Source organism: Pseudomonas putida, from assembly GCF_009883635.2.
GTDB lineage: Bacteria > Pseudomonadota > Gammaproteobacteria > Pseudomonadales > Pseudomonadaceae > Aquipseudomonas > Aquipseudomonas putida_W.
In genome coordinates, this window is sequence record NZ_CP026115.2 from 3,791,115 (window position 1) to 3,814,295 (window position 23,181).

A 23,181-nucleotide genomic window follows, 5' to 3' on the forward strand; every position below is an offset into this window, starting at 1 on the left:
GTCTGAGGATACCCGATGATCGAAGGATTTTGTGTTGCCAGTGCCGGCCTCTTCGCGGCTAAAGCCGCGAAAAGGCCGGTGCAGGTCAGAACAGGACTTTGGCCACGTCGGCGAAGCGCTTGGCGAAATGCACGGTCAGGCCTTCACGCAGGTAGTCCGGTAGCTCTTCGTAGTCTCCGCGATTGGGCTCGGGCAGGATCAGCTCGAAGATCTTCTGCCGCCGCGCCGCGATGACTTTCTCGCGCACACCACCGATTGGCAACACTTGGCCGGTCAGGGTCAGTTCGCCGGTCATGGCAACCCCCTTTTTCGGCGCCTGGTCACGAGCCAGGGACAGCAGGGCGCTGGCCATGGTCACCCCGGCACTGGGGCCATCCTTGGGCGTGGCGCCCTCGGGCACGTGCAAGTGGATGAAGGCTTCGTTGAAATAGCCAGGCGTGCCACCGAACTGCTTCAGGTTCGAGCTGATGTAGCTGTAGGCGATCTCCGCCGACTCCTTCATCACGTCACCCAACTGCCCGGTAAGCTTCAGCCCGCGGTTGAGGCTGTGGATGTGGGTGGCCTCGATCGGCAGGGTCGCACCGCCCATGCTGGTCCAGGCAAGGCCGGTAATCACGCCTTTGCCTGCCAGCACCTGCTCGCTGCGGAACACCGGCATGCCCAAGGCGGGCTCCAGGTCCTTGTTGCCGATCTTGAGCTTGGCGTCCGGGTCTTCCAGCAGCTTGACCACCGCCTTGCGCACCAGCTTGCCCAGCTGTTTCTCCAATTGGCGTACCCCGGCTTCTCGGGCATAGCCCTCGATCACCGTGCGCAGGGCGCTGTCGCTGATGCTCAGGCTGGTCTTGGCCACGCCGGCCTTGTTCAGCTGTTTTGGCCACAGGTGGCGCTTGGCGATAGCCAGCTTCTCTTCGGTGATGTAGCCGGACAGGCGGATCACCTCCATGCGGTCGAGCAGCGGCCCGGGGATCGAGTCGAGGGTGTTGGCGGTGCACACGAACAGCACCTTTGACAGGTCCAGGCGCAGGTCCAGGTAGTGGTCGAGGAAGTCGACGTTCTGCTCCGGGTCGAGGGTTTCCAGCAGCGCCGAGGCCGGGTCGCCCTGGTAGCTCTGGCCCATCTTGTCGATCTCGTCGAGCATGATCACCGGGTTCATCACTTCGACTTCCTTCAGCGCCTGCACCAGCTTGCCCGGCTGGGCGCCGATGTAGGTGCGGCGGTGGCCCTTGATCTCGGCCTCGTCGCGCATGCCGCCGACGCTGAAGCGGTAGAACGGCCGGCCGAGGGATTCGGCGATGGACTTGCCGATGCTGGTCTTGCCCACCCCGGGCGGGCCCACCAGCAGCACGATCGAGCCGCTGATCTCGCCCTTCCAGGCGCCGACGGCGAGGAATTCGAGGATGCGCTCCTTGATGTCATCCAGGCCGGCGTGGTGCTGGTCGAGCACCTTGCGCGCATGCTTGAGGTCGAGTTTGTCCTTGCCGTACACGCCCCAGGGCAGGGCGGTGGCCCATTCCAGGTAATTGCGGGTGACGGCGTACTCGGGCGAACCGGTCTCGAGGATGGCCAGCTTGCCCATTTCTTCGTCGATGCGCTTTCTCGCCTGCTCGGGCAAGGTCTTGCCGGCAAGGCGCTGCTCGAACTGTTCGAGGTCGGCGCTGCGGTCATCCTTGGTCAGGCCCAGCTCCTGCTGGATGACCTTGAGCTGCTCCTTGAGGAAGAATTCGCGCTGGTGTTCGCCGATCTGCCGGTTGACCTCGGCGGAAATCTCGTTCTGCAGGCGCGCGACCTCGACCTCCTTGCGCAGCATCGGCAGGACTTTCTCCATGCGCTTGAGCATGGGCACGCAGTCGAGCACTTCCTGCAGCTGGTTGCCGGTGGCGGAGGTGAGCGCGGCGGCGAAGTCGGTGAGTGGCGACGGGTCATTGGGGCTGAAGCGGTTGAGGTAGTTCTTCAGTTCTTCGCTGTACAGCGGGTTGAGCGGCAGCAGCTCCTTGATCGCATTGATCAGTGCCATGCCGTAGGCCTTGACCTCGTCGGTCGGCTCGGCCGGCTGGCGCGGATACTCGACCTCGACCAGGTACGGTGGGCGATGGTGCTTGAGCCAGGTGCGGATGCGTACCCGGGTCAGGCCCTGGGCGACGAACTGCAATTTGCCGTTCTCGCGGCTGGCGTGGTGCACCTTGACCAGGGTGCCGTACTCAGGCAGCGCCGAGGTGTCGAAGTGACGGTGGTCTTCCGGCGGGGTGTCCATGAAGAACAGTGCCAGCGAGTGGTGTTCGGTCTTCGCTACCAGGTCGAGGGTTTCGGCCCAGGGCTCTTCGTTGACGATCACCGGCAGCACTTGCGCGGGGAAGAACGGGCGGTTGTGGATCGGGATCACGTAGACCTTGTCCGGCAGTTGCTGGCCGGGCAGGGCGAGGGCGTGGCCGGTATTGGCCTTGGTGTCGGGGTGTTCGACTGCGCTGTGTTCGTCGGGTTGTTCCGGGAAATCCTGCTGGTCGCTCATGGGGCACCTGCGTGAATGACTATGGTGCTTAGATGGGGCAGGGGGGGACGGGTTTCAATGGTAGATGAAAGGAGGCGGGGCAGGGTTTCATCTTTGCCGGCCTGTGCCGGCCCTTTCGCGGGGCAAGCCCGCTCCTACAGGGGATCGCGAGATTCGGTAGGAGCGGGCTTGCCCCGCGAAAGCGGTGGTAAAGGTTACTCAGCCAATTTGTAAGCGATGATGTAATCGCCCATCTTCGTGCCCAGCGAACCATGGCCGCCAGCAACGATCAGCACGTACTGCTTGCCGTCCTTGCCGGTGTAGGTCATCGGCGTGGCCTGGCCACCCGCTGGCAGGCGGGCTTTCCACAGTTCCTTGCCGTTGTTCACGTCATAGGCGCGCAGGTACTGGTCGAGGGTACCGCTGAGGAAGCCGACGCCACCGGCAGTGACGATCGATCCGCCCATGCTCGGTACGCCCACCGGCATGCCGATCGGCACCGGGGTGCTGTCACGGGTAGTGCCGTTCTTGCGCTTCCACACCACCTTGTTGGTGAACAGGTCGATGGCCGCCACATAACCCCAGGCGGGTGCCTGGCAGGGGATGCCGATCGGCGACATGAATGGGTGCATGGTCACTGCATAAGGCGCGCCAGTGTTCGGCTGCACACCGCTGGTCTCGCTTTCGCGCTTGCTGCCGGCGGCCACCTGCTCGCGCGGCACCATCTTCGACACGAAGGCCATGTAGTTTGGCGAGGTGAACAGCAGTTGGCGCACCGGGTCGACCGACACGCCGCCCCAGTTGAACACGCCGACGTTGCCCGGGTAGATCAGGCTGCCCTGTTCGGACGGCGGGGTGTACTGGCCTTCGTAACGCAGCTCGCGGAACTGGATGCGGCACAGCATCTGGTCGAAAGGCGTGGCGCCCCACATGGCCTGTTCGGTCAGCTCAGGGCCAAGCAGGTTGAGGTCGGAGCGGGCCTGAGTCGGTGCGGTGTGGTCACCCTTGACCGCGCCCTGGGGGACCGGGATTTCGCGAATCGGCACGATCGGCGTGCCGTCGCGGCGGTCGAGCACGTACAGGCTGCCCTGCTTGGTCGGCACGATGATCGCCGGCTTCACGTCGTCCTTGGTCTTCAGGTGCACCAGGGTTGGCTGGCTGCCAACGTCCATGTCCCACAGGTCGTGGTGGGTGAACTGGTAGTTCCAGCGGGCCTTGCCTGTGGCCAGGTCCAGGGCGACCACGCCGGCGCTGTACTTCTCGGCGCCCGGGGTGCGGTCGGCGCCCCACTGGTCAGGGGTCTGGTTGCCCAGCGGCAGGTAGACCATCCCCAGGTCTTCGTCGACGCTGGCCAGCGACCACATGTTGGCCGAGTTGCGGCTGTACATCTTGCCCGGGGCCAGCGGCTTGGTGTCGTCCGGGTTGTTGCTGTCCCAGTTCCACACCAAGTGGCCGTCGTGCACGTCGTAGGCACGGATCACGCCGGACGGTTCGTTGGTCGACTCGTTGTCGGTCACATGGCCGCCGATGATCACCAGGCTGCGGGTGATCGCCACCGGCGAGGTGGAGTAGTAGCCACCGGCAGTGAACGGGCCGATGCCGGTGGTCAGGTCGATCGCACCCTGGTTGGCGAAGCCTTCGCAGACCTTGCCGTTGTCGGCGTTGATGGCGATCAGTCGGGCGTCGGCGGTCGGCAGGTAAAGGCGGCGTGGGCAGGCCTGGGCCACGGCCTGGCCGGCGTCGGACACCTTCGGAGCCGGGCTGCCGTCGCGGCTGACGTAGCTGTTCTCGTCATAGTACGAGACGCCGCGGCAGGTCATGTGGGCGAAGCCCTTGAAGGTGCCTACCGGGGTCTTGATCTGTGGGTCGTAGCGCCAGATCTCGGCACCGGTGTCCGGGTCCAGGGCCAGCACCTTGCTGTGGGCGGTGCAAGCATAGAGCATGCCGTTGGCCTTCAGCGGGGTGTTTTCGTTGGTCAGCTCGACCGGGTCGTTGTCGGTCGGCAGGTCGCCGGTGCGGATGCGCCAGGCTTCTTCCAGGCGGTAGGCGTTCTGCGGGGTGATCTGGCGCAGCGGCGAATAGCGGTCGCCGTGCTCGGTGCGGCCATAGGCCTGCCAGTCGCCATCCGGCATGGCCGGTGCGGCGCTGCCCATTTCGCTGTTGTCGCGGCCCAGTTCGCCAAACACTTCACCTGGGTGGGTGAACTGGCTGCCCAGGGCGCAGGCCCCAGAAGCCAGCACGGCAACGCTCAGCAGCGCGGTGTTGGCCTTGGCGGCAGGGCCGGTCAGCGGGCGACGGGCCCACGGCAGCAGCAGCACCACGCCGATGGCGAACCAGATGGCCAGGCGCGGCACCAGTTGCCACCAGTCCAGGCCCACTTCGAGCATGGCCCATACCGTGCTGCCCAGTAGCACCAGGCCATACAGGCCCAGGGCGAGGCGCCTCTTGGCCAGCAGCAGAGCGCCCGACAGGGCAAAGCCGATACCGGCAATCAGGTAGTACAGCGATCCGCCCAGCTGGCTCAGCTTGATGCCGCCGGCCAGCAGGGCCAGGCCCATCAGCAACAGCAGCACGCCCATCAGGCGTGGCAGCCAGCGGGTTCCTTGGTTGGCACCGTCAGTGCTCATCGTAGGTTCTCCCTTTAGTGAAGGTGGTCAGTGTGAAAGTGGTCAGAACGTGCTTTGAATCTTCAGGCCGCCGATCAGTGCGCTGTCGACCTGCGACACCCCGCCCGGATGGCGGATGTACTGCAGGTTCGGGCGCACCGTGAGCCAGTCGGCCAGGTGAATGCCGTAATAGAGTTCGGCGCTGTACTCGGTGTCTTGCACCGGCAGGTAGCCCGGGTTGTCGTAGTCGTCGAGGCCGGCCACCTGATTGGCCAGGCGGGCGTTCTTGCGGTAGGCCGGGTTGGCGTGCACGCGGGCGACGGCGAAGCCGATATCGTCCTTGGCGCGGGCGTCGAAGGGGCCTTTGTATACCAGTCCAGCTTGAACATAGTTGTCGATGACATTGGTCTTCTTGTCGTGCACCGTGGCGTTGGCGAACAGGCTCAGGCCGCGCGACTGGTCGGACGCCAGCGAGGTGACCTGCTGCTGGGCCCCGAGCCACATGCCGTGCTTGCTCGAACTGCTGCGGTAGGCGGCGCCACTGAGGGCGGCCGGCTGGCCGTTGCTGTCCTTGAGAACATCCTGTGCCTTGGCATTACTGTAGTAGTAGCCGGCGCGATATTCCCCTTTCAGGCCATTCACTCGTGGGCTCCATACCAGTTCGACCGGCATGACCGCGCCCTGGGTACCGCTGCCGCTGAGCTTGAAGCCGTTGCCCGATTCGAGGTTGGACGGGTTTTGCTCATACACGCCAACCTGGGCGTACAGCTCAGGGTTGAGGTTGTAGCGAACGCGCATGGCCCACTGGCTGACCGGCCAGTTGTACCAGATGCCGCCGACCCAGTTGCCCACCTGCGAGCCGCAGAAGGCCAGGTTCTGGAAGTCGCAGGGGAAGCTGTTGAAATCCTCGCCTTCGCCGAAACGGCCGACTTTCACGTCCAGAGCGCCGTCGTAGTACTTCTGCTTGATCCACATCTGCGTCAGCCGCCAGGTTTCGCCACGGCCCCAGACTTCCTGGGCCGAAGTAAAGCCGCCGACCCGCGGGTCGTTGATGCGGTCGTTGCTGATGTTGTCGCCGTGGCGCTCGGTGACGGTCAGCTGGAACTCGGTGTCGTTCCAGCCGAGGATCTTCTCCAGGTCCAGGTGGCTGCCGAAGGTGAACTGGTCGCTGTAGCGTGCCGTGCGGTCGTGGTCATAGCCGCCGTGCAGGTTGCTGCCCATCTCACCGGTATAGCCGAGGGTGAAGTCGTAGCCTTTCTCCAGCAGCTCGGTACGGGTGCCACCCCAGTCGCCGAACATCCATGGGGAGTCCTTGGCAAAGGGCTCGCTGGCGCTGGCCGTGTTCGGCAGGCTGGCGGTGAGGGCAATGAGGGCAAAGCCGGTGTAGCGGGTTTTGGGCAGTTGGACCATGAGATAGCGCTATCTTTTGATTATTGAGCAAACGGCAAGCGCACCGATGAGCGGGCTCTTCGATGGAAGTGGTAATCGGGAATGCTGGGTGAAGCGATTCAGCTTGCGGCGGGGAGGATATAGCGGAAGTTGTAAGAAAAAAAGACAAAATGTCGCAGTTGATTGTTGCTGATCCAGTAACAGTCGGTTGGGCAAGGGGGCTGCAGTGCAGCCCCAAATCGCTTAGAAGGTGGTCCGCAGCCCAACTTCTACGCTGCGCCCCGGCGCTGGTGCGATATCCCGCAGGATCGAACTGGCGTAGCGCACGGTCTGATCGGTCAGGTTCTCGCCGCGCACGAAGGCCAGCCACTGGCTCTGGCCGATGTCGAAGCGGTAGCCGACGCTGGCCCCGAGCGTGGTATAGCCGTCGGTGCTGGTCTCGTTCTCAGGCTTGCGATGCTGCGATGCGGCATGTTGCACATCGACCCGTGCCTGCCAGCGGTCCAGTTCCCACACCAGGCCGCTGTTCAGCCGCAGCGGGGCAATGCGCGGCAAGGGCTCGCCGCTGTCCAGGTTCTTGGCCCGGGTGTAGTCGCCGGACAGCTCCAGGGCGAAGCTGCCATAGCGGTTCTCGAGCAGCTTCCAGCGGTCTTGTGCCTCGATGCCGTAGAAGCGCGCTCGCACGCCCTGGTACTGGTACTCGGGGAAGCCGCCATCGTCATGATCGTGGTCGTGATCATCCTCGTGATGGTCGTGATCATGGCCTTCACGCAGGTTACCCGTGCCGATCAGGCCGATATAGTTGCGGAAGTGGCTGTAGAACACCCCGACGCTGCCCTTGTGGGTGCCATTGTCGAAGCGCAGGGCCAGGTCGGCGGAAATGGCCTTTTCCTTGTTCAGGCTGGCATCACCGACTTCATACGCGCCGGTGGCCACGTGGGCACCATTGGCATAGAGCTCGTAGAACGTCGGGGCGCGTTCGGTGTAGCCGAGGTTGGCCGCCAGCGACCAGATCGGGTCGAGCTGGTACACAGCGCCCGAAGACAGGCTGAAGGCGTTGAAGCTGCTGGCGCTGTCGGCGTCGACGAAGTTCTCGTTGCCCTTGGCGTCGGGGTCGACGCGGGTGTGTTCCAGGCGTGCGCCCAGGCTCAGGTTCAGGCGCTCGGTGGCCTGCCACTGCTCGAGCATGAACAGCGCCAGGCTGTCGGTGTCGGTTTGCGGGACGAAGGCTTCCTCGCCCAGCGCCGAGAACTCGTTGCGGCTGAGCTGTGCGCCAATCACGCCTTCGAGCGGGCCGAGCGGTTGATGGCGGGCTTCGATGCGCGCCTCATAGCCTTTGTTCTTGAAGGTGGTGTGTACCTCGCCTTCTTCGATCTCGCTGTGCTCGTAGTCGGTGTAGCCGGCATCGACCTTCACCGAGCTGAACGGGCCGTCGAGGTCGCGCAGTTCGGAGGCGAACGCGTAGTGATCTTGTTTCATGTCCAGGCGCACGCCGGACTCGGCCACCGAGCCGTAGTTGCTGTCGTAGCGGCTGTAGGACAGGCCCGCATAGCCATGATCCCAGTTGTAGGAGCCGCCAATCGCGCCACCGTCCTGGCGGCCGTCGCTGTTCTCCAGGCGATGGCGACTGCCAGGTGCATCGGCGTCACGCACTTTGGCGCTTTGCGCGTAGCCGGGAATGCGCAGGTCGTTGAACTGGCGGCTGTTGGCGTCCAGGTGCAAGGCGAATGTGCCGTCACCGGCTTCCAGCTTGCCAGCGCTGCTGCGGGTGGTGTCGGCGCCGCCGTAGCGCAGCTCGCCAGCACCGTGGATGCCCTCGATCGGCGAGTCTGGAATGCGGTTGTCGAAGGTATTGATCACCCCACCGATGGCATTGCCGCCGTACAGCAGGGCGGCCGGGCCGCGGACGATTTCCACGCGCTCGACCGTGACCGGGTCCAGCGGCACTGCGTGGTCATAGGACAGCGACGAAGCATCCAGGGCACCCACGCCATTGCGCAGGATGCGAATGCGGTCGCCATCCAGGCCGCGAATCACCGGGCGGCTGGCGCCAGGGCCGAACCAGGTGGAAGCCACACCGGGTTGCTTGTTCAGGGTTTCACCGAGGCTGCCGTGCTGCTGTTGCAGCAGGTCGTCACCTTCGAGCACGGTGCTGGGTGCAGCCAGTTGACGGTTGCCCAGCGGATTGGCGGTGATGACCTGGGGTTCCAGTTCAACGGCTTGGCTGGGTGATGAGGCGAGCCACAGGGCGACAGCGAGGGGGGAGAGACGGAGCGGGATGTGCAGCATGGGGATGAGGCGTTCCTTGGCAGATACTTTTGTGTTGTTACAATATAACATCACTATTTCAGCACAGAGGTTTTGCCCCTGGCCAGTGGTTTTTCCGCAGACAACACGGATCCCACCCGCCACTACACTCGTGTAAGGTGCGCATCTTTCCTACGGAGCACTGGCATGAGCACGGCCCAACACAACGCGCTGCACGGCAAGACCCTCGAACAGATCCTCACCGAACTGGTGGCGCACTACCAATGGCAGGGGCTGGCCGAACGCGTTGATGTACGCTGCTTCAAGAGCAACCCGAGCATCAAGTCGAGCCTGACCTTCCTGCGCAAGACGCCTTGGGCGCGGGAGAAGGTCGAGCAGTTGTACGTGAAGCTGCAGCGCCAGGCCTGACATGCCACGGCGCCCCTGGCTGACGTCGATGGCGTTGCTTGGCTGGTTCGGCCTCACGGTGCAGGTTTACCTGGTGCTGCTGGCGCGCTGGCAGGAGCAAGCCAGCTTGATTGGCGGGCTGATCAATGTGTTCGGTTACTTCACGGTGCTGACCAATACCCTGGTGGCGACGGTGCTCAGCTACGCGGCCTTTGGCCGGGTGTCGGCGGCCAGGCGCTGGTTTCTGTCACCTTCGGTGAGTTCTGCGGTGGCGGCCAGCATCGTGCTGGTGGCGTTGGCTTACAGCGTGCTGCTGCGGCACCTGTGGCAGCCCGAAGGCTGGCAGTGGCTGGCGGATGAACTGCTGCACGATGTGATGCCGCTGCTGTTCGCCTTGTACTGGTGGTTCGAGGTGCCCAAGGGCAGCCTGCGGCTCTGGCACCTGATGGTGTGGGCGCTGTACCCGGCGGTGTATTTCGCCTATGCGCTGTGGCGGGGGAGTGAGATCGGGGCGTATGCCTACCCGTTCATCGATGTGGCGAGCCTGGGGTATGGGCAGGTGATGCTCAATGCCCTGGGCGTGTTGGCGGGGTTCTGGGGGATAGGGTTGGTGCTACTGGGGCTGGATCGGTGGCGGGGAAAGCATGGCATTGATTAGCCTGTACCGGCCCTTTCGCGGGACAAGCCCGCTCCTACAGGTGATCGCGTAACGCTGTAGGAGCGGGCTTGTCCCGCGAAAGGGCCGGTGCAGGAGAGAGCAAATCAGTCGTCGTCTGCGGTCCCGTCGGCACGCCAGTAAGCGGCGGCCTTCAAAGCATCTTCTGCCACGCCTTTCTCCAGCAACAATGCCTTGGCCAGCCGAGTCAGTGACTTCTCCAGCGCCACCCAGCTGTACAGCTTGCCTTCCGGCAACGTCAGATCCTTGAGCAACGCCAGCAGGTCCTCATCCCGCTTGACCCAGATGACTTCGACCTGCGCTGCGCTCGGCAACGGCTGGCGCTCCTGCTCATCCTCGATCTGGATCACCGCCAGCACTCGACGCCCCGCCGGCAGTTCTTCCAGGCGCCGGCCAATCGCCGGGATCGCCGTCTCGTCACCCACCAGCAGGTAGCTGTCGAAAATATCCGGCACCACCATCGAAGCCCGTGGCCCGGCGATGTTCAGCGTCTGCCCAGGTTTCGCCTGGGCCGCCCAGGTCGAAGCCGGGCCGTCGCCGTGCAGCACGAAGTCGATGTCCAGCTCGTTGGCCACCAGGTCGATACGCCGTGGTGTGTACTCGCGCATGGTCGGCCGGGCGCCGCCGTCACGACCCAGGTTGCGGGCGTCGATGGCCTGCTGCTGCTCGGCTGTTTCAGCGAACAGCAACTTGATGTGGTCGTCACTGCCCAGGCTGGTGAAGCCCTGCAGCTCGGTGCCACCGAGGGTGATGCGGCGCATGCGCGGGGTGAGGTCGGTGACCCGCAGCACCTGCAGGCTACGTTGGCGGATTTCGTGGTTGACGCGGTGAATGGTGTCACTCATGGGGATTCTCCCTGACAGGATCGGCCGGCCCGGAGGCAATGGCCTTGGCGGCGTCGTTGAGCAGGTTGCGCACCCGTTCGATTTCTTCCGGCGTCCAGCGGCCACTGTGCATGTGCAGGGCATGGCGCAGGTTGCCGACCGCCTCGTGAATCTCTGGCGGGCGGTCGTGGCCACGCAGGGCGCGCTTGCTGACTTCGATGCGCATGCGCACGCCATCCAGGGCGACGGCCTGATCGGCCAGCGCGTTTCGGCCGGCAGCAGTGATGGCGTACAGGCGTTTGCTGCCGTGCACCTGGCCGCTGATCAGTTCGGCTTCTTCGAGGAAATTGAGGGTGGGGTAGATCACGCCGGGGCTCGGCGTGTAGCTGCCGTCGAACAGGTTCTCGATCTGACGGATCAGGTCATAGCCGTGGCCCGGTTGCTCGGCCAGCATCGACAGCATCAGCAGCTTGAGGTCACCCGGGGCGAAAACTCGCGGGCCACGCTCGCCGCGGGCGGGGCGGCGTTCAAAAGGGTCATGTGCGGAATGGTCACGCATTTAGAGGCTCCCTGTGTTTCGATATATCGCAAGATATTACTCAAGATATATCTAAACACAAGCCTCTAAATGCCGATGATTATCATCTACGTTTTAGATGAGTCGTTGCCATGCATGGCAATCTGGGGCGGTTTGCACTCGTTCGGGTTGCCTGGCTGCAAGTACGGCATCAGGATCGGCGCCATGCCCTTGAGCACCTGCACCGGCAGCGCCGAGGTGAACTTGAAGGCTTCCGCCGAGCGCCCTGGGACGAAGGCGGTCAGGGTGCCGAAGTGGTTTTCACCGAGGAAGAACACGAAGGTGGCGGTACGGTTAAGCGAGCGTGACCCGATCAGCCGGCCGCCAGCGCCGAAGCTTTCGATACGGTTGTCGCCGGTACCAGTCTTGCCACCCATCACCAGCGGGGTGCCATCGTTGAGCTTGAAGCTGCCGGAGATGCGCCGCGCGGTACCGGCATCGACCACCTGCGACATGGCCCCTTTCAGCGCCCGCGCCACTTCCACCGGCAGAATCCGCACACCCCGGTCCGGGTCGCTGACCAGCTTGGTCTCGTAGGGCGTATTGGCGGCAAAATGCAGGGTGTCGATGCGTAGCGTCGGCAGGCGCACGCCGTCGTTCTGGATGATGCCGACCAGTTCCGACAGCGCGGCCGGGCGGTCGCCGGAACTGCCGATGGCGGTGGCCAGCGACGGCACCAGATGGTCGAACGGGTAGCCCACGCGTTTCCAGCGCTGATGGATATCGAGGAACGCTTCGATCTCGACCATGGTACGGATGCGGCTGTCACGCGCACCCTGGTGGCGGCTCTTGAACAGCCAGCTGTAGACTTCCTGGCGCTCGAAATGGCTGGCGTTGACCATTTCGGTGAGCGTGGAACTCGGGTGCTTCAACAGGTAGCCCAGCAGCCACAGGTCCAGCGGGTGGACCTTGGCGATGTAGCCCTGGTCGGGGAGGTCGTACTTGCCGGGGCCGTAGGCTTCGTACATCTCCGCCAGCTTACCGTCGGTGAGTTTGCCCAGGGCGACCTTGTCATCCTTGCTGTGGGCACGGACGAAGGCATTGAAGGTTTCCTGGCCGGCTTCGGGGAACAGGTAGCGGTGCACCGCCGCCAGGCGCTGCGGGGTGGCGCGCATGCTGTCGAGGAAGGTGTCCAGGCGCTGCTGCGAGGTCTTGCGCTGGTACTTCTTCCAGAAGCGCATCAGGTAGCTGGTGCCTTCCTTGTCGGCGAAGCGGGCCAGGTATTCCTGGCGGCGCGGGTCGGAGTCGTCCTTGAGCAGCGGCACGCGGTTGAACGGCTGCTGGTAGGTGACGTAACGCACCAGATCACGCATCAAGCGGATGAACGGCAGGTTGATCGATTCGCGCAGGGCATCCTTGAGGGTCGGGTTGCGGTTGTTGTCTTCCTTGCGGAAGTTGTTGAACACGTGCATGCCGCCGCCGGTGAAGAAGGCTTCACCGGTGTTGGCCGAGTACTTGCGCTCCAGCGCCGCATCGAGCATGGCGTCCAGGCTTTGGTTCTTGCTGTTCTGTGCCAGCCATTCCAGCGACCATTGGGTGATGCGGTCGAGCTCGGCGACTTCGACTTTCTTCAACTCGGCTGCAGGTTTGCCGGCGTACTTGTCGTGCAGCTCGGCAATGATCTCCAGGTAAGTCGTGAGCACTCGCAGTTTGGCTGTCGAGCCCAGTTCCAGCTTGCTGCCTTCGTTGATATCGAAAGGCTGGTTGGTGCTGTCGGTCTGCACACGGACCCGCGAACCATCGGCGGTGCGCTCGAACAAGGTGAAGCTGTAGCTCACCTGGTCGGTGGTCTTGGAGGTGAGCAGGCGTTCGCCGATCAGGCCGATCTGCGCCGCGAATTCGGGGTCGGCAAGGTTTTTCAGGTACTGGCTGACCTGCAGCTGCAGGTCAGCTTGCAGGGTGCTGGTGGCTGACACATCGAGGCGGTCGAGGTCATACAGCGGGCGGTTGAGCATGGCCGCCAGGCGGTTGCGGGCCAGGCTGATGCCTTTGTTGGTGATGATCGGCACGATGGTCGGCTGGGCGACCCAGTCGCGGTACACCGCCTTGCTGGCCAGTGCCGCATCGGCCAGCGGTTGCTCGATGATCTTGGCGGCCGCCAGCACGCGGATGTGCGAGTCGGTGAGCTCGGCCAGTTCGACGCGGCCCTTGGACAGGTAATGCGAAGGGCGGCGCTGGGCGATCATTAGCGACAGCACCTGGCGCAGGGCCAAGCCGCGCGCGGCCATGCTGTCCGGGTCGGTGGCGGTGGAGGTCAGCGCCTGGTTGACCTGATCGAAATCGGCGCCGTACCACACCCGCAGGCCCTCGGCCATGCCATGCACCTCGCCATGCCCGGGCACTGCCGACAGCGGCACGCTGTTGAGGTAGTCACGCACGATCCGGTGGCGCGCTTCGCTGGTGTCGGGGCCACCCTGGTAGGCGCGCACGCTGGCCGAGATCATCTGGCGGATCTTCTCGGCACCACTGACGGTGAGGCCATCCGGCGAATGGCGGTACTTCTCCAGCTGGGTGGCGAGGGTACTGCCACCCGCCGACTGGCCGGGCAGGGCCAGGTACTTGGCCACCTGGCTGTAGGCAGCCTTGGCAAAGCGTGGCCAGTCCACGGCCGGGTTGTTCTTTACGTCCGTGGTATCGAGCAGGTCGCGGTTTTCGATGAACAGCAGGCTGTTGACCATCACCGGTGGGATGGAGGCGAAATCCGGGTACAGGTGCTGTGGGTAGTTGTACTGGTACAGCGTTTCGCCGCGGCAGTCGGTGATCGACAGGCCGGCCTGAATCTTTTCGATGTAAGGGGCGAACAGGCCGTGATCGACATAGCGCATCAGGGCTGGGGAGAACTGCACTTGTTCGCTGATCAGGTAATCGCGTTTCAGCAGGCGAGGCAGGAATTCGCCCAGCCCGCTGTAGCCCAGGCGCTTGTCGAACGGGCCGTCGCCCGGGTAGACGATCGCATCGCTCGGCCCTGGCTGCAGCGAATAGGTGAGGGTGGTGGCAAGCTTGCTGAATTCGCGCGATTGCAGGTTGGAGGTGCGGAACTCGTCGTAGGCGGCGAAACCGATGGCCACCAGTGCCACCAGCAGGATCAGGAAAATCAGCCGCCACCAGAGCCTGCGCTGACGTGGGGACTGCAGTTGTGGCGTCTTGGCCGGAGGTGCTTCAGATGCTTCCGTTCTAGTTGGTTCCGATTGCCACAGTGCGCCCATAGTCTTCTATCCGGCCAGGTATTTTCGTCTTGCTTGTCTGAAGCTTAGACGTTGGCAGGAACAGGTGAAAAATTTGTAGGAAGTCGAGAAAAGTGGCGTAGGGCTATGCGGCTTTGGTGTGGGTTTATTCCCGCAGCGTTGTTGTTAGGGTGGCAGTGGAACCGGGGCCGGTGCAGCAGCCCCCGAAAAACTCGCTGAATTTCCCTGTTTTTACAGCGAAAACCCCTATAACGGACTTCCTATACTGCTCGGCCCCTTCGCCCTGCCGGCCGCTCTAGCCCGGCACACGGGCCGGCCCACAAGGCCAGCCTGGCAAGCCAACGCCACGCCTATCGGCATGGCCGGTGCTGCACGAAGGTCAAATCCAATAACAAAATGAGGTTGTATTGCTATGCCAGTCGGCAACCATCCTGCCCCTGCCGAGCCCACTGAGGGCGGCCCGCTCAAGCGTGAGCTGGGCGAACGGCACATTCGTCTGATGGCGCTGGGCGCCTGTATCGGCGTCGGTCTTTTCCTCGGTTCGGCCAAAGCCATCGAAATGGCCGGCCCCGCGATCATGCTTTCCTACATCATTGGTGGCCTGGCGATCCTGGTGATCATGCGTGCCCTCGGCGAGATGGCCGTGCACAACCCGGTCGCCGGCTCGTTCAGCCGCTACGCCCAGGACTACCTTGGCCCGCTGGCGGGCTTTCTTACCGGCTGGAACTACTGGTTCCTGTGGCTGGTGACCTGCGTGGCGGAAATCACCGCAGTGGCCATCTATATGGGCATCTGGTTCCCTGACGTGCCGCGCTGGATCTGGGCCTTGATGGCGCTCGGCAGCATGGGCGCAGTCAACCTGATTGCGGTCAAGGCGTTCGGCGAGTTCGAGTTCTGGTTCGCCCTGATCAAGATCGTCACCATCATTGCCATGGTCCTCGGTGGCATTGGCGTGATCGCGTTTGGCTTCGGCAATGATGGCGTCGCCGTGGGCATATCCAACCTGTGGAGCAACGGCGGCTTCATGCCCAACGGCGTGACGGGCGTGCTGATGTCGCTGCAGATGGTGATGTTCGCCTACCTGGGCGTGGAAATGATCGGCCTCACTGCCGGCGAAGCACGCAACCCGCAGAAAACCATCCCCCAAGCGATCGGCTCGGTGTTCTGGCGCATCCTGCTGTTCTACGTCGGCGCCCTGTTCGTGATCCTGTCGATCTACCCGTGGGACGGTATCGGCAGCCAGGGCAGCCCGTTCGTCATGACCTTCGAGCGCTTAGGGATCAAGACCGCGGCCGGGATCATCAACTTCGTGGTGATTACCGCTGCGCTGTCGTCGTGCAACGGCGGCATCTTCAGCACCGGGCGCATGCTCTACAGCCTGGCGCAGAACGGCCAGGCCCCGGCCGTCTTTGCTCGCACCTCGAAAAGCGGCGTGCCGCGCAATGCGCTGCTGCTGTCGATTGGTGCGCTGCTGCTGGGTGTGCTGGCCAACTACCTGGTACCAGAAAAGGTGTTCGTCTGGGTAACCTCGATCGCCACTTTCGGTGCGATCTGGACCTGGGTGATGATTCTGCTGGCGCAGATCAAGTTCCGCGCCGGCCTCTCGACCGCCGAGCAGAAAGCGCTGAAGTACCGCATGTGGCTGTGGCCGCTGAGCTCCTACCTGGCCCTGGCCTTCCTGGTGCTGGTGGTGGGCCTGATGGCGTACTTCGAGGATACCCGCGTGGCGCTGTACATCGGCCCGGCGTTCCTGGTGCTGCTGACGGTGCTGTATTACACGCTCCGCCTGGCACCGCGCCATGAGCAAGCGCCAGCAAGCTCAGTCGCTTGACCAGACAAAGCCCCGGCGCGAAGCCGGGGCTTTGCTTTCAGCGCCTGGTGTGGCTGTTACTTACCGATGTCAGTTGGGTGAGGCCTTTGCCCAGAATGGTCAGACTGATGCCCAGTAATGCCAGGTCCTTGATCAGGAAGCTGCCGTTGTGGTTCAGCCATGGAAAGCCGCCGGACTCTGCTTCCCAGATCGGCACGGTTAACAGGATCGACAGTGTTATCGTGAATGTCAGCGTGCACAACATCCCCCCTGCTATCGCCGCCAGGGTGGACCACCTGGAGCCGAGTATGAGGATTGCACTCAGTATTTCGACCACGCCCAGAAAGTAGGAGGCTCCCGCCTCACCGAACAGGACGTAGAGCCAGGCCAGCCAAGGCGTATTGCTAATCAGGGGCACCAGCGCCTCAACTTCCAGCGAGGTGAACTTGAGCAGGCCGATCATGAACATCGGCAGGGCGACGCCGAGCATGGCGATGAGGCTACCGGTTGCCTGTAACTGACGAGGCGTGGGCAGATAAGGATGATTGGCGAGTCGTCGCATTATAGTCATGGTGCAGGCTCCTGAAGATCGTGCACCAGTATTGGCAAGCCGGTCTCGCCTCGCTATGGGACGCTGCCAATCAGCACCGTGGGAATGGGCTGCATGCGTTGCATGAACCACGAATACCTGGTCATGGTTCGATCAGGCACAGGCTGCCCCAACTGCTTGTTCCATTCCAACCAGCCCAGGCAGAATATTTCCAGCGAATAGCGCCCCTTCCGGCAGCGCCAGCAGGAAGGTATGCGCCACGTACAACACCCAGACCTGGCGCAGGATGCGCTCAGGCCGCCATCGGCTCGAAGCTGTCGGCCCGGGCCATTTGCCACATACGCGAATAGAACTGCCCATTGACCTCACCGGTGAGCAACTCGCCCGGCTTGAGGAACACATGCATCTGCGAGAACAGCTTGATCTCGGTGGCCGACACGCGCCGCACCAGGTGCTTGGCCTCCAGCTGCGCCGGGTGCTCAAGGCCCGCAGCAGCCAGCATCTCGGCCAGCGCACGCAGGGTGTTGTGATGGAAGTTCAGCACCCGCTGGGCCTTGTCCGGCACCACCAGGGCGCGCTGGCGCAGCGGGTCTTGCGTGGCTACGCCGGTCGGGCATTTGTTGGTGTGGCAACTCTGCGACTGGATGCAGCCAATGGCGAACATGAACCCGCGTGCCGAGTTGGCCCAGTCGGCGCCAATGGCCAGCACGCTGGCGATGTCGAAGGCGCTGACGATCTTGCCACTGGCGCCAAGCTTGATCTTGTCGCGCAGGTTAAGCCCAACCAAGGTGTTATGCACGAACAGCAGGCCTTCACGCAGCGGCACGCCGATGTGGTCGGTGAACTCCACCGGCGCGGCGCCGGTGCCGCCTTCCTTGCCATCGACCACGATGAAGTCGGGCAGGATGCCGGTTTCCAGCATGGCCTTGGCGATGCCCATGAATTCCCAAGGGTGGCCCAGGCAGAACTTGAAGCCCACCGGTTTACCGCCAGACAACTCACGCAGCTGGGCGATGAAGTGCATCATCTCGATCGGGGTGGAGAAGGCGCTGTGGCGCGATGGCGAGATGCAGTCCTCGCCCATCAGCACGCCACGGGTTTCGGCAATTTCCTGGGTCACCTTGTGTTTGGGCAGGATGCCGCCGTGGCCGGGCTTGGCGCCCTGGCTCATCTTGATCTCGATCATCCTCACCTGTGGGGTGCGGGCCTGGGCGGCGAAGCGTTCGGGGTCGAAGCGGCCGTCGGCGGTGCGGCAGCCGAAGTAGCCGCTGCCCAGCTCCCAGACCAGGTCGCCGCCATTTTCGCGGTGATAGGGGCTGATGCTGCCTTCACCGGTGTCATGGTGGAAGTTGCCCAGTTTGGCGCCCTTGTTCAGGGCGCGGATGGCGTTGGCGCTGAGTGAACCGAAGCTCATGGCCGAGATGTTGAAGATCGACGCCGAATACGGCTGGCTGCACTGCGGCCCGCCGACGATGACCCGGAAGCTTGCCGGGTCGGTCAGTGGTGCCGGGCGCATTGAGTGGCCGATGAACTCGAAGCCTGATTCGTAGACGTCGATCAGGGTGCCGAAGGGTTTGTCCGAGGCTTCGTTCTTGGCTCGGGCATACACCAGCGAGCGCTGGGCGCGGGAAAAGGGCAGGGCGTCGCTGTCGGCCTCCAGCAGGTATTGGCGGATTTCCGGGCGGATGCCCTCGACCAGGTAGCGGATGTTGCCAAGGATCGGGTAGTTGCGGCGCACCGCGTGGCGTTGCTGCAGCAGGTCGAACACCCCGATCAGGCTGAGCACCCCGGTGACCAGGGTGAACGGCCACAACCATTCGTGGTGGAGGAATGGCAGGCTCGCCAGGGTGAACAATACGCAGGCGGTGAAGAAGGCATAGCGGCTGAGAAGTGACAGGCTCATACGGGATCCTTGCGATGGCGCGGTCAGGCTCAGGGCCTGGGGCAAACCCCGACCATAGCCAACTTGTGTGGCAGTGCAAATCAAAATCGGGGTAGCGAAAATCATTCTCGCCCAAGGGTGTTCGACGATAAGGCTCCAGTGCCTGTGAAATCGAGCGCCGCCCGCGCGGCGCTCGATCTCACAGGCGCTAAAACCGCGCCGGCGTATGCATCAATTTCTCCTTCCAGCTCGCTTGCTCCTGCGCCGACCCCTCCACCAGATAGCTGTACCTCCCAGCCACCCGCACAGCCACCGGCACGCCATCGCGATACAGCACCCGGTTGCCACCAACCGCAGGCACTTTCGCCCCAGGCAGCAGCGACCCGATCAGGTTCAGCGGGTCGCTCGCACTCACCACCACCAACCCTGCATCCAAGGCGCGTCGGCGTACTTGCCTCAACAACCCGACCGCCTCCGGCAAGGCGAACTGCTCACCGGCCAGCCCGGCAATGAAACGCCCGCCACGAATCTCGCCACGCGCTTCCAGCCGGTGATAGCAACGCAGCAGCTCGCGCCAGGACGGCAGCACATCGCTTTCCCGCTCCAGCAGCCGCCAGCAGATCACCCCATAGCGTCGCAGCAGGGCGCGGGCGATGTGTTCCACGCGCTGGCTCTCGTCAACAGCGCCATTGCCCCTGCGCAGCAACGCCCAGCGTCCGGCATGGGCCATGCTGCTCGACAGCGGCGGGTGGCCGCGCCGGCTGTTGCGGGAGCTGCGCTTGGCGGCAGGGGTAATCAGGCTGCGCAGGCCGGTGAAACTGTCGGCGCCCACCAGGCCGGCCCCCACCAGTTCCTGCAACGCCGCTTCCAGCTCGCTGGGCAGCAGGTGGGCATCGCTGGTCAGTTCGTCGAAGAACAACGCCCCGTGGGCCTGCAGCGCTTCAAGCACCCGTTGTGCCCGCCCGCCAAGTGCCTCCCGGGCAGGCTCGGGGGCGAGGCTACGCCACAGGCCCATGTGCTCGCGTGGCAACAGCACCAGCGGCGTGCTCGACAGGGTATTGCTCGCCACGGTCGCGGCCAGCCGGCTCCAGGCAAACTGCCCGCTGCGGCAGGCATCGTCCAGCCAGTGCGGGCTGTAGTCCTTGATCCGCGCGGGCAGCAGTTCCGCTTCCCAGGCGCCAGCGGCACTGGGAAACCCCTGTAACTGCCCCAGCACTTCGGCCACCGCCTGAGGCCCACGCAGGCGCTCATCAGGGGCCAGGTGCTGCCAGTCGAACAGAAAACGCATGAAGTCCTGCAGGCTGACCGGCTCGATCTCCCGGCGCAGGCGTTTCACCGTGTAGCGATGGATGCGTGCCAGCAGGTGGCGCTCACACCATTGCAGGTCCAGTGCCCCTGGGCTGAAGTGGCCACGCAACACGTAGCCTTCTGCTTCCAGATGGGCCAGCGCCTGCTCGACCTGCACGGCAGGTTTACTCAGCGGCGCCGCAATTTGTGCCACGCTCAGCGGGCCGTAGCCGCTCAGGCGGGCGCGTAGCAGCTCGCTCAGAGCGCTGTCCGGGTCGATGGCCTGGTCGAAGCCGGGCAGTATGTCCAGCGCAGCCTCCAGGCGCGATGCCGGATACAGCGTCTGCAGCAGGTTCAGGCGTTCGCGTGCCAGCCAAAGTCTTTCATCGATCAGGCGCATGGCCCGACCGGCCTTGGCCAGCTGGCGCAGCAGCAGGTCCCAGCTGGGGTTGGCCTGGACTTCGTCATGGCTGATGGCGCCCAGGGTCATCAGCGCCTCATGCATCTCGTCGGCATTGCCCGGCTGCGGCCAGGCCTCGGCCTGCACGGCGGTGATCGCATCGGCGTCCAGTGCACCGAGGTCATCGCCGTCATGCACTTCATTCCAGCGCCGGTTGAGCACCGCCTGGGTGCGTCGCTCCTCCAGCGGGGCGTCATCAAGGAAGGCATAGGGCCGTGCGTTGAGAATGGCCGAGGCCAGCGGCGAAGGCGCGGGCAGGTCGAGGCACAGCAGGCGCACCTGGCCGCTTTCCATGCGCCGCAGCAGGGCCAGCCAGCCTTCGCTGTCCATGGCCTCGTGCAGGCAGTCGTCGAGGGTCTGTTCGACCAGCGGGTGATCGGGGATCTGCCGTTCGCCGACGATGTTCTCCAGGCAGGCGATCTGGTCGGGGAACACCGCGGCAATCAGGTCCTCACTCTTCATGCGCTGGATTTGCGGCGCTACCTTGCGGCCGCCGACGAAGCGCGGCAGGGCCATGGCCACGCCAGCGTTCCAGCGCCAGCGCACGCCGAACAGCGGCGCGTCGAGCAGGGCCTGGATGAGGATCTGCTCGGCGTTGCGGCTGTTGAGGTAGCGCCATACTTCATCCAGCTCGAAGCTGTGGCTGGTGGACAGCGACAGCACGATGGCGTCTTCGCTGGCCGCAGCCTGCAACTCGAAATTGAATGTGCGGCAGAAGCGTTTGCGCAGGGCCAGCCCCCACGCACGGTTGATACGGCTGCCGTAGGGCGAATGGATGATCAGCTGGGTAGCGCCGGATTCATCGAAGAAGCGCTCCATCACCAGAGTTTGTTGCGAGGGCAGGGCACCGAGCACCTCGCGGGTGCGGCCCAGGTAATCGAGCAACTGGCTGGCGCTGGCTTCGTCCAGTTCGAAGGTATCCTGCAGCCACTGCAGCCCCTCTTCGTTCTGCGCCAAACGCTCATCCAGGCGGGCCTGCAGGCGGGCGACGGCGGCGGACAGTTCATCGCTGCGTCCCGGCGCTTCGCCGAGCCAGAACGGAATGGTCGGTGGCAGGCCCTGGGCATCTTCGACGCGCACTCGACCGGGTTCGACCCGCAGGATGCGATAGGACGCATTGCCCAGCTGAAAGATGTCCCCGGCGATGCTCTCCACCGCAAAGTCTTCATTGACGCTGCCGATGTTCAGCGCCTGTGGCTCGAGTAGCACGGCATAGTCGGCATTGTCGGGAATGGTGCCGCCGCTGGTCAGCGCCGTCAGCTGGCTACCCCGGCGCCCGCGCAAGGTGCCGCTTACCGCATCACGGTGCAGATAGGCGCTGCGGATGCCCAGGCGGCCATTGTAGCCTTCGGCGAGCATGCGCAGCAGGGCCTGGTAATGGGCGGGATCGAGGGCGGTATAAGGCGCGGCTTGGCGCAGGCAGTCGAACAGCGCCTGTTCCTGCCAGGGCTGGTTGCTGGCCTCGGCGACGATCTGCTGGGCCAGCACGTCCAGCGGTGCCTTGGGGACATGCAATTCATCGAGTTCGCCATGGCGCACGCAGTCGAGCAGAGCCACGCATTCGATCAGGTCATCGCGGGAAGTCGGAAACAGGCGGCCCTTGGGTATGCCCTCGACCTGGTGCCCGGAGCGACCGACGCGCTGCAGGAATGCCGCAATCGAGCCCGGTGATTCGATCTGGCAGACCAGGTCGACATCGCCGATGTCGATACCCAGCTCAAGCGAGGCAGTGGCCACCAGCACCGTCAGCTGCCCGTTCTTCAGGCGCTGTTCGGCGTCCAGGCGCAGCTCCTTGGCCAGGCTGCCATGGTGCGCGGCCACCGCGTCCTTGCCCAGGCGGTCGCTGAGGTGGCGAGTGATGCGTTCAGCCAGGCGCCGGGTATTGACGAACACCAGCGTGGTGCGGTGTTCGCGGGCGAGGGCAGCCAAGCGGTCATGGACCAGGCCCCAGACGTCGGTGGCCATGACGGCGCCGAGCGGCACCGGCGGCACTTCGATGGCGAGGTCGCGCTGGCGTGCATGGCCGACATCGACGATCGCGCAAGGGCGTTGGTCGCCGACCAGGAACTGCGCCACGCGCTCCACCGGCCGCTGAGTGGCAGACAGGCCGATGCGCCGTAGTGGGCGCCCAGACAAAGCCTGCAAACGCTCCAACGTCAGCGCCAGGTGGGCACCGCGCTTGTTGCCGGCCAGGGCGTGGATTTCATCGACGATCACCGTGTGCACGTTGGCCAGGCCTTCGCGGCCGGAGGCCGAGCCCATCAGCACGTACAGCGACTCCGGTGTGGTCACCAGGATGTGCGGTGCCAGCTTGCGCATGGCCACTCGCTCTTTTTGCGGGGTATCGCCGGTGCGCACGGCGGCGGTGATGCGTGGTGCTTTCAAGCCTTGTTGTTCAAGGGCCTGGCTGATGCCTTCGAGCGGGGCCTGCAGGTTCAGGCGGATGTCATTGGACAGCGCCTTGAGCGGCGACACGTAGACGACCTGGGTGTGCGGCGGCAACTCGCCGTCATGCTCCAGGCCTTCGCGGAACAGTTCATCGAGCACGGCCAGGAAGGCGCTCAAGGTCTTGCCCGAGCCGGTCGGCGCGGCGAGCAGCATCGACTGGCCGGCATGGATCAGGGGCCAGGCACGGGCCTGGGCATCGGTGACCGTGGCGAAGTGGCGGCGGAACCAGGTGCCGACGGCCGGGTGGAACAGCTCGAGCACCGGGTGCTGGTGGGCTGGCAGGTTCATCTGTTGGTTATGGCGGGTGAACGGCGGCTTGGCAAGGGGCCGTTCGTCGTGGATCTTCT

Annotated in this window: 13 protein-coding genes; 3 read left to right on the forward strand and 10 right to left on the reverse strand. The window is 64.2% G+C overall.

What is annotated here, in order from left to right; genetic code table 11:
• Positions 1-85: 85 nt before the first annotated feature.
• The 4 genes from lon to C2H86_RS17360 all read right to left on the reverse strand — a co-directional run bounded on the left by lon (position 86) and on the right by C2H86_RS17360 (position 8,769).
• Positions 86-2,506, reverse strand: a complete 2,421-nt coding sequence (lon, locus tag C2H86_RS17345) for an endopeptidase La (protein WP_159409093.1) — start codon at positions 2,504-2,506, stop codon at positions 86-88.
• 194 nt (positions 2,507-2,700) lie between these two features.
• Entirely contained in the window at positions 2,701-5,112 is a 2,412-nt protein-coding gene (locus C2H86_RS17350; protein ID WP_159409094.1) for a glucose/quinate/shikimate family membrane-bound PQQ-dependent dehydrogenase, read from the reverse strand.
• A gap of 42 nt (positions 5,113-5,154) precedes the next feature.
• Entirely contained in the window at positions 5,155-6,501 is a 1,347-nt protein-coding gene (locus tag C2H86_RS17355) for a carbohydrate porin (protein WP_159409095.1), read from the reverse strand.
• A gap of 222 nt (positions 6,502-6,723) precedes the next feature.
• Positions 6,724-8,769 (reverse strand): TonB-dependent receptor, encoded by a 2,046-nt coding sequence (locus tag C2H86_RS17360; RefSeq protein WP_159409096.1) that lies wholly within the window; start codon positions 8,767-8,769, stop codon positions 6,724-6,726.
• 165 nt (positions 8,770-8,934) lie between these two features.
• Here C2H86_RS17360 and C2H86_RS17365 point away from each other — a divergent pair, with 165 nt between their 5' ends.
• Positions 8,935-9,156 (forward strand): VF530 family DNA-binding protein, encoded by a 222-nt coding sequence (locus C2H86_RS17365; protein ID WP_023378991.1) that lies wholly within the window; start codon positions 8,935-8,937, stop codon positions 9,154-9,156.
• Between the two features lies 1 nt (position 9,157).
• Positions 9,158-9,793, forward strand: coding sequence for a Pr6Pr family membrane protein (locus tag C2H86_RS17370; RefSeq protein ID WP_159409097.1), 636 nt, complete (start codon positions 9,158-9,160; stop codon positions 9,791-9,793).
• A gap of 104 nt (positions 9,794-9,897) precedes the next feature.
• On the opposite strand, the gene C2H86_RS17375 is transcribed toward C2H86_RS17370, so the two are convergent.
• The 3 genes from C2H86_RS17375 to C2H86_RS17385 form a co-directional block, all read right to left on the reverse strand.
• Positions 9,898-10,656, reverse strand: a complete 759-nt coding sequence (locus C2H86_RS17375) for a siderophore-interacting protein (protein ID WP_159409098.1) — start codon at positions 10,654-10,656, stop codon at positions 9,898-9,900.
• Entirely contained in the window at positions 10,649-11,194 is a 546-nt protein-coding gene (locus C2H86_RS17380) for a PadR family transcriptional regulator (protein ID WP_159409099.1), read from the reverse strand. Before C2H86_RS17380 ends, C2H86_RS17375 begins: the two co-directional genes overlap by 8 nt.
• An 86-nt stretch (positions 11,195-11,280) precedes the next feature.
• On the reverse strand, positions 11,281-14,418 hold the full coding sequence (locus C2H86_RS17385; protein WP_159409100.1) for a transglycosylase domain-containing protein: 3,138 nt from the start codon (positions 14,416-14,418) through the stop codon (positions 11,281-11,283).
• Between the two features lie 391 nt (positions 14,419-14,809).
• On the opposite strand from C2H86_RS17385, the gene C2H86_RS17390 reads away from it, so the two are divergent.
• On the forward strand, positions 14,810-16,228 hold the full coding sequence (locus C2H86_RS17390; RefSeq protein WP_159409101.1) for an amino acid permease: 1,419 nt from the start codon (positions 14,810-14,812) through the stop codon (positions 16,226-16,228).
• Between the two features lie 37 nt (positions 16,229-16,265).
• Here the strand turns inward: C2H86_RS17390 and C2H86_RS17395 are convergent, their stop codons facing one another.
• The 3 genes from C2H86_RS17395 to C2H86_RS17405 all read right to left on the reverse strand — a co-directional run bounded on the left by C2H86_RS17395 (position 16,266) and on the right by C2H86_RS17405 (position 23,122).
• Entirely contained in the window at positions 16,266-16,778 is a 513-nt protein-coding gene (locus C2H86_RS17395) for a DUF417 family protein (protein WP_159409102.1), read from the reverse strand.
• Between the two features lie 271 nt (positions 16,779-17,049).
• Positions 17,050-18,660: an FMN-binding glutamate synthase family protein gene (locus tag C2H86_RS17400; RefSeq protein WP_159409103.1), complete on the reverse strand. Its 1,611-nt coding sequence runs from the start codon at positions 18,658-18,660 to the stop codon at positions 17,050-17,052.
• A gap of 187 nt (positions 18,661-18,847) precedes the next feature.
• Positions 18,848-23,122 (reverse strand): DEAD/DEAH box helicase, encoded by a 4,275-nt coding sequence (locus C2H86_RS17405; protein WP_159409104.1) that lies wholly within the window; start codon positions 23,120-23,122, stop codon positions 18,848-18,850.
• Between the last annotated feature and the right edge of the window lie 59 nt (positions 23,123-23,181).

Bases quoted from the DNA above. Each gene is read 5' to 3' on its own strand.
- lon (WP_159409093.1), bottom strand. From the start codon at position 2,506: ATGAGCGACCAGCAGGATTTCCCGGAACAACCCGACGAACACAGCGCA.
- C2H86_RS17350 (WP_159409094.1), bottom strand. From the start codon at position 5,112: ATGAGCACTGACGGTGCCAACCAAGGAACCCGCTGGCTGCCACGCCTG.
- C2H86_RS17355 (WP_159409095.1), bottom strand. From the start codon at position 6,501: ATGGTCCAACTGCCCAAAACCCGCTACACCGGCTTTGCCCTCATTGCC.
- C2H86_RS17360 (WP_159409096.1), bottom strand. From the start codon at position 8,769: ATGCTGCACATCCCGCTCCGTCTCTCCCCCCTCGCTGTCGCCCTGTGG.
- C2H86_RS17365 (WP_023378991.1), top strand. From the start codon at position 8,935: ATGAGCACGGCCCAACACAACGCGCTGCACGGCAAGACCCTCGAACAG.
- C2H86_RS17370 (WP_159409097.1), top strand. From the start codon at position 9,158: ATGCCACGGCGCCCCTGGCTGACGTCGATGGCGTTGCTTGGCTGGTTC.
- C2H86_RS17375 (WP_159409098.1), bottom strand. From the start codon at position 10,656: ATGAGTGACACCATTCACCGCGTCAACCACGAAATCCGCCAACGTAGC.
- C2H86_RS17380 (WP_159409099.1), bottom strand. From the start codon at position 11,194: ATGCGTGACCATTCCGCACATGACCCTTTTGAACGCCGCCCCGCCCGC.
- C2H86_RS17385 (WP_159409100.1), bottom strand. From the start codon at position 14,418: ATGGGCGCACTGTGGCAATCGGAACCAACTAGAACGGAAGCATCTGAA.
- C2H86_RS17390 (WP_159409101.1), top strand. From the start codon at position 14,810: ATGCCAGTCGGCAACCATCCTGCCCCTGCCGAGCCCACTGAGGGCGGC.
- C2H86_RS17395 (WP_159409102.1), bottom strand. From the start codon at position 16,778: ATGACTATAATGCGACGACTCGCCAATCATCCTTATCTGCCCACGCCT.
- C2H86_RS17400 (WP_159409103.1), bottom strand. From the start codon at position 18,660: ATGAGCCTGTCACTTCTCAGCCGCTATGCCTTCTTCACCGCCTGCGTA.
- C2H86_RS17405 (WP_159409104.1), bottom strand. From the start codon at position 23,122: ATGAACCTGCCAGCCCACCAGCACCCGGTGCTCGAGCTGTTCCACCCG.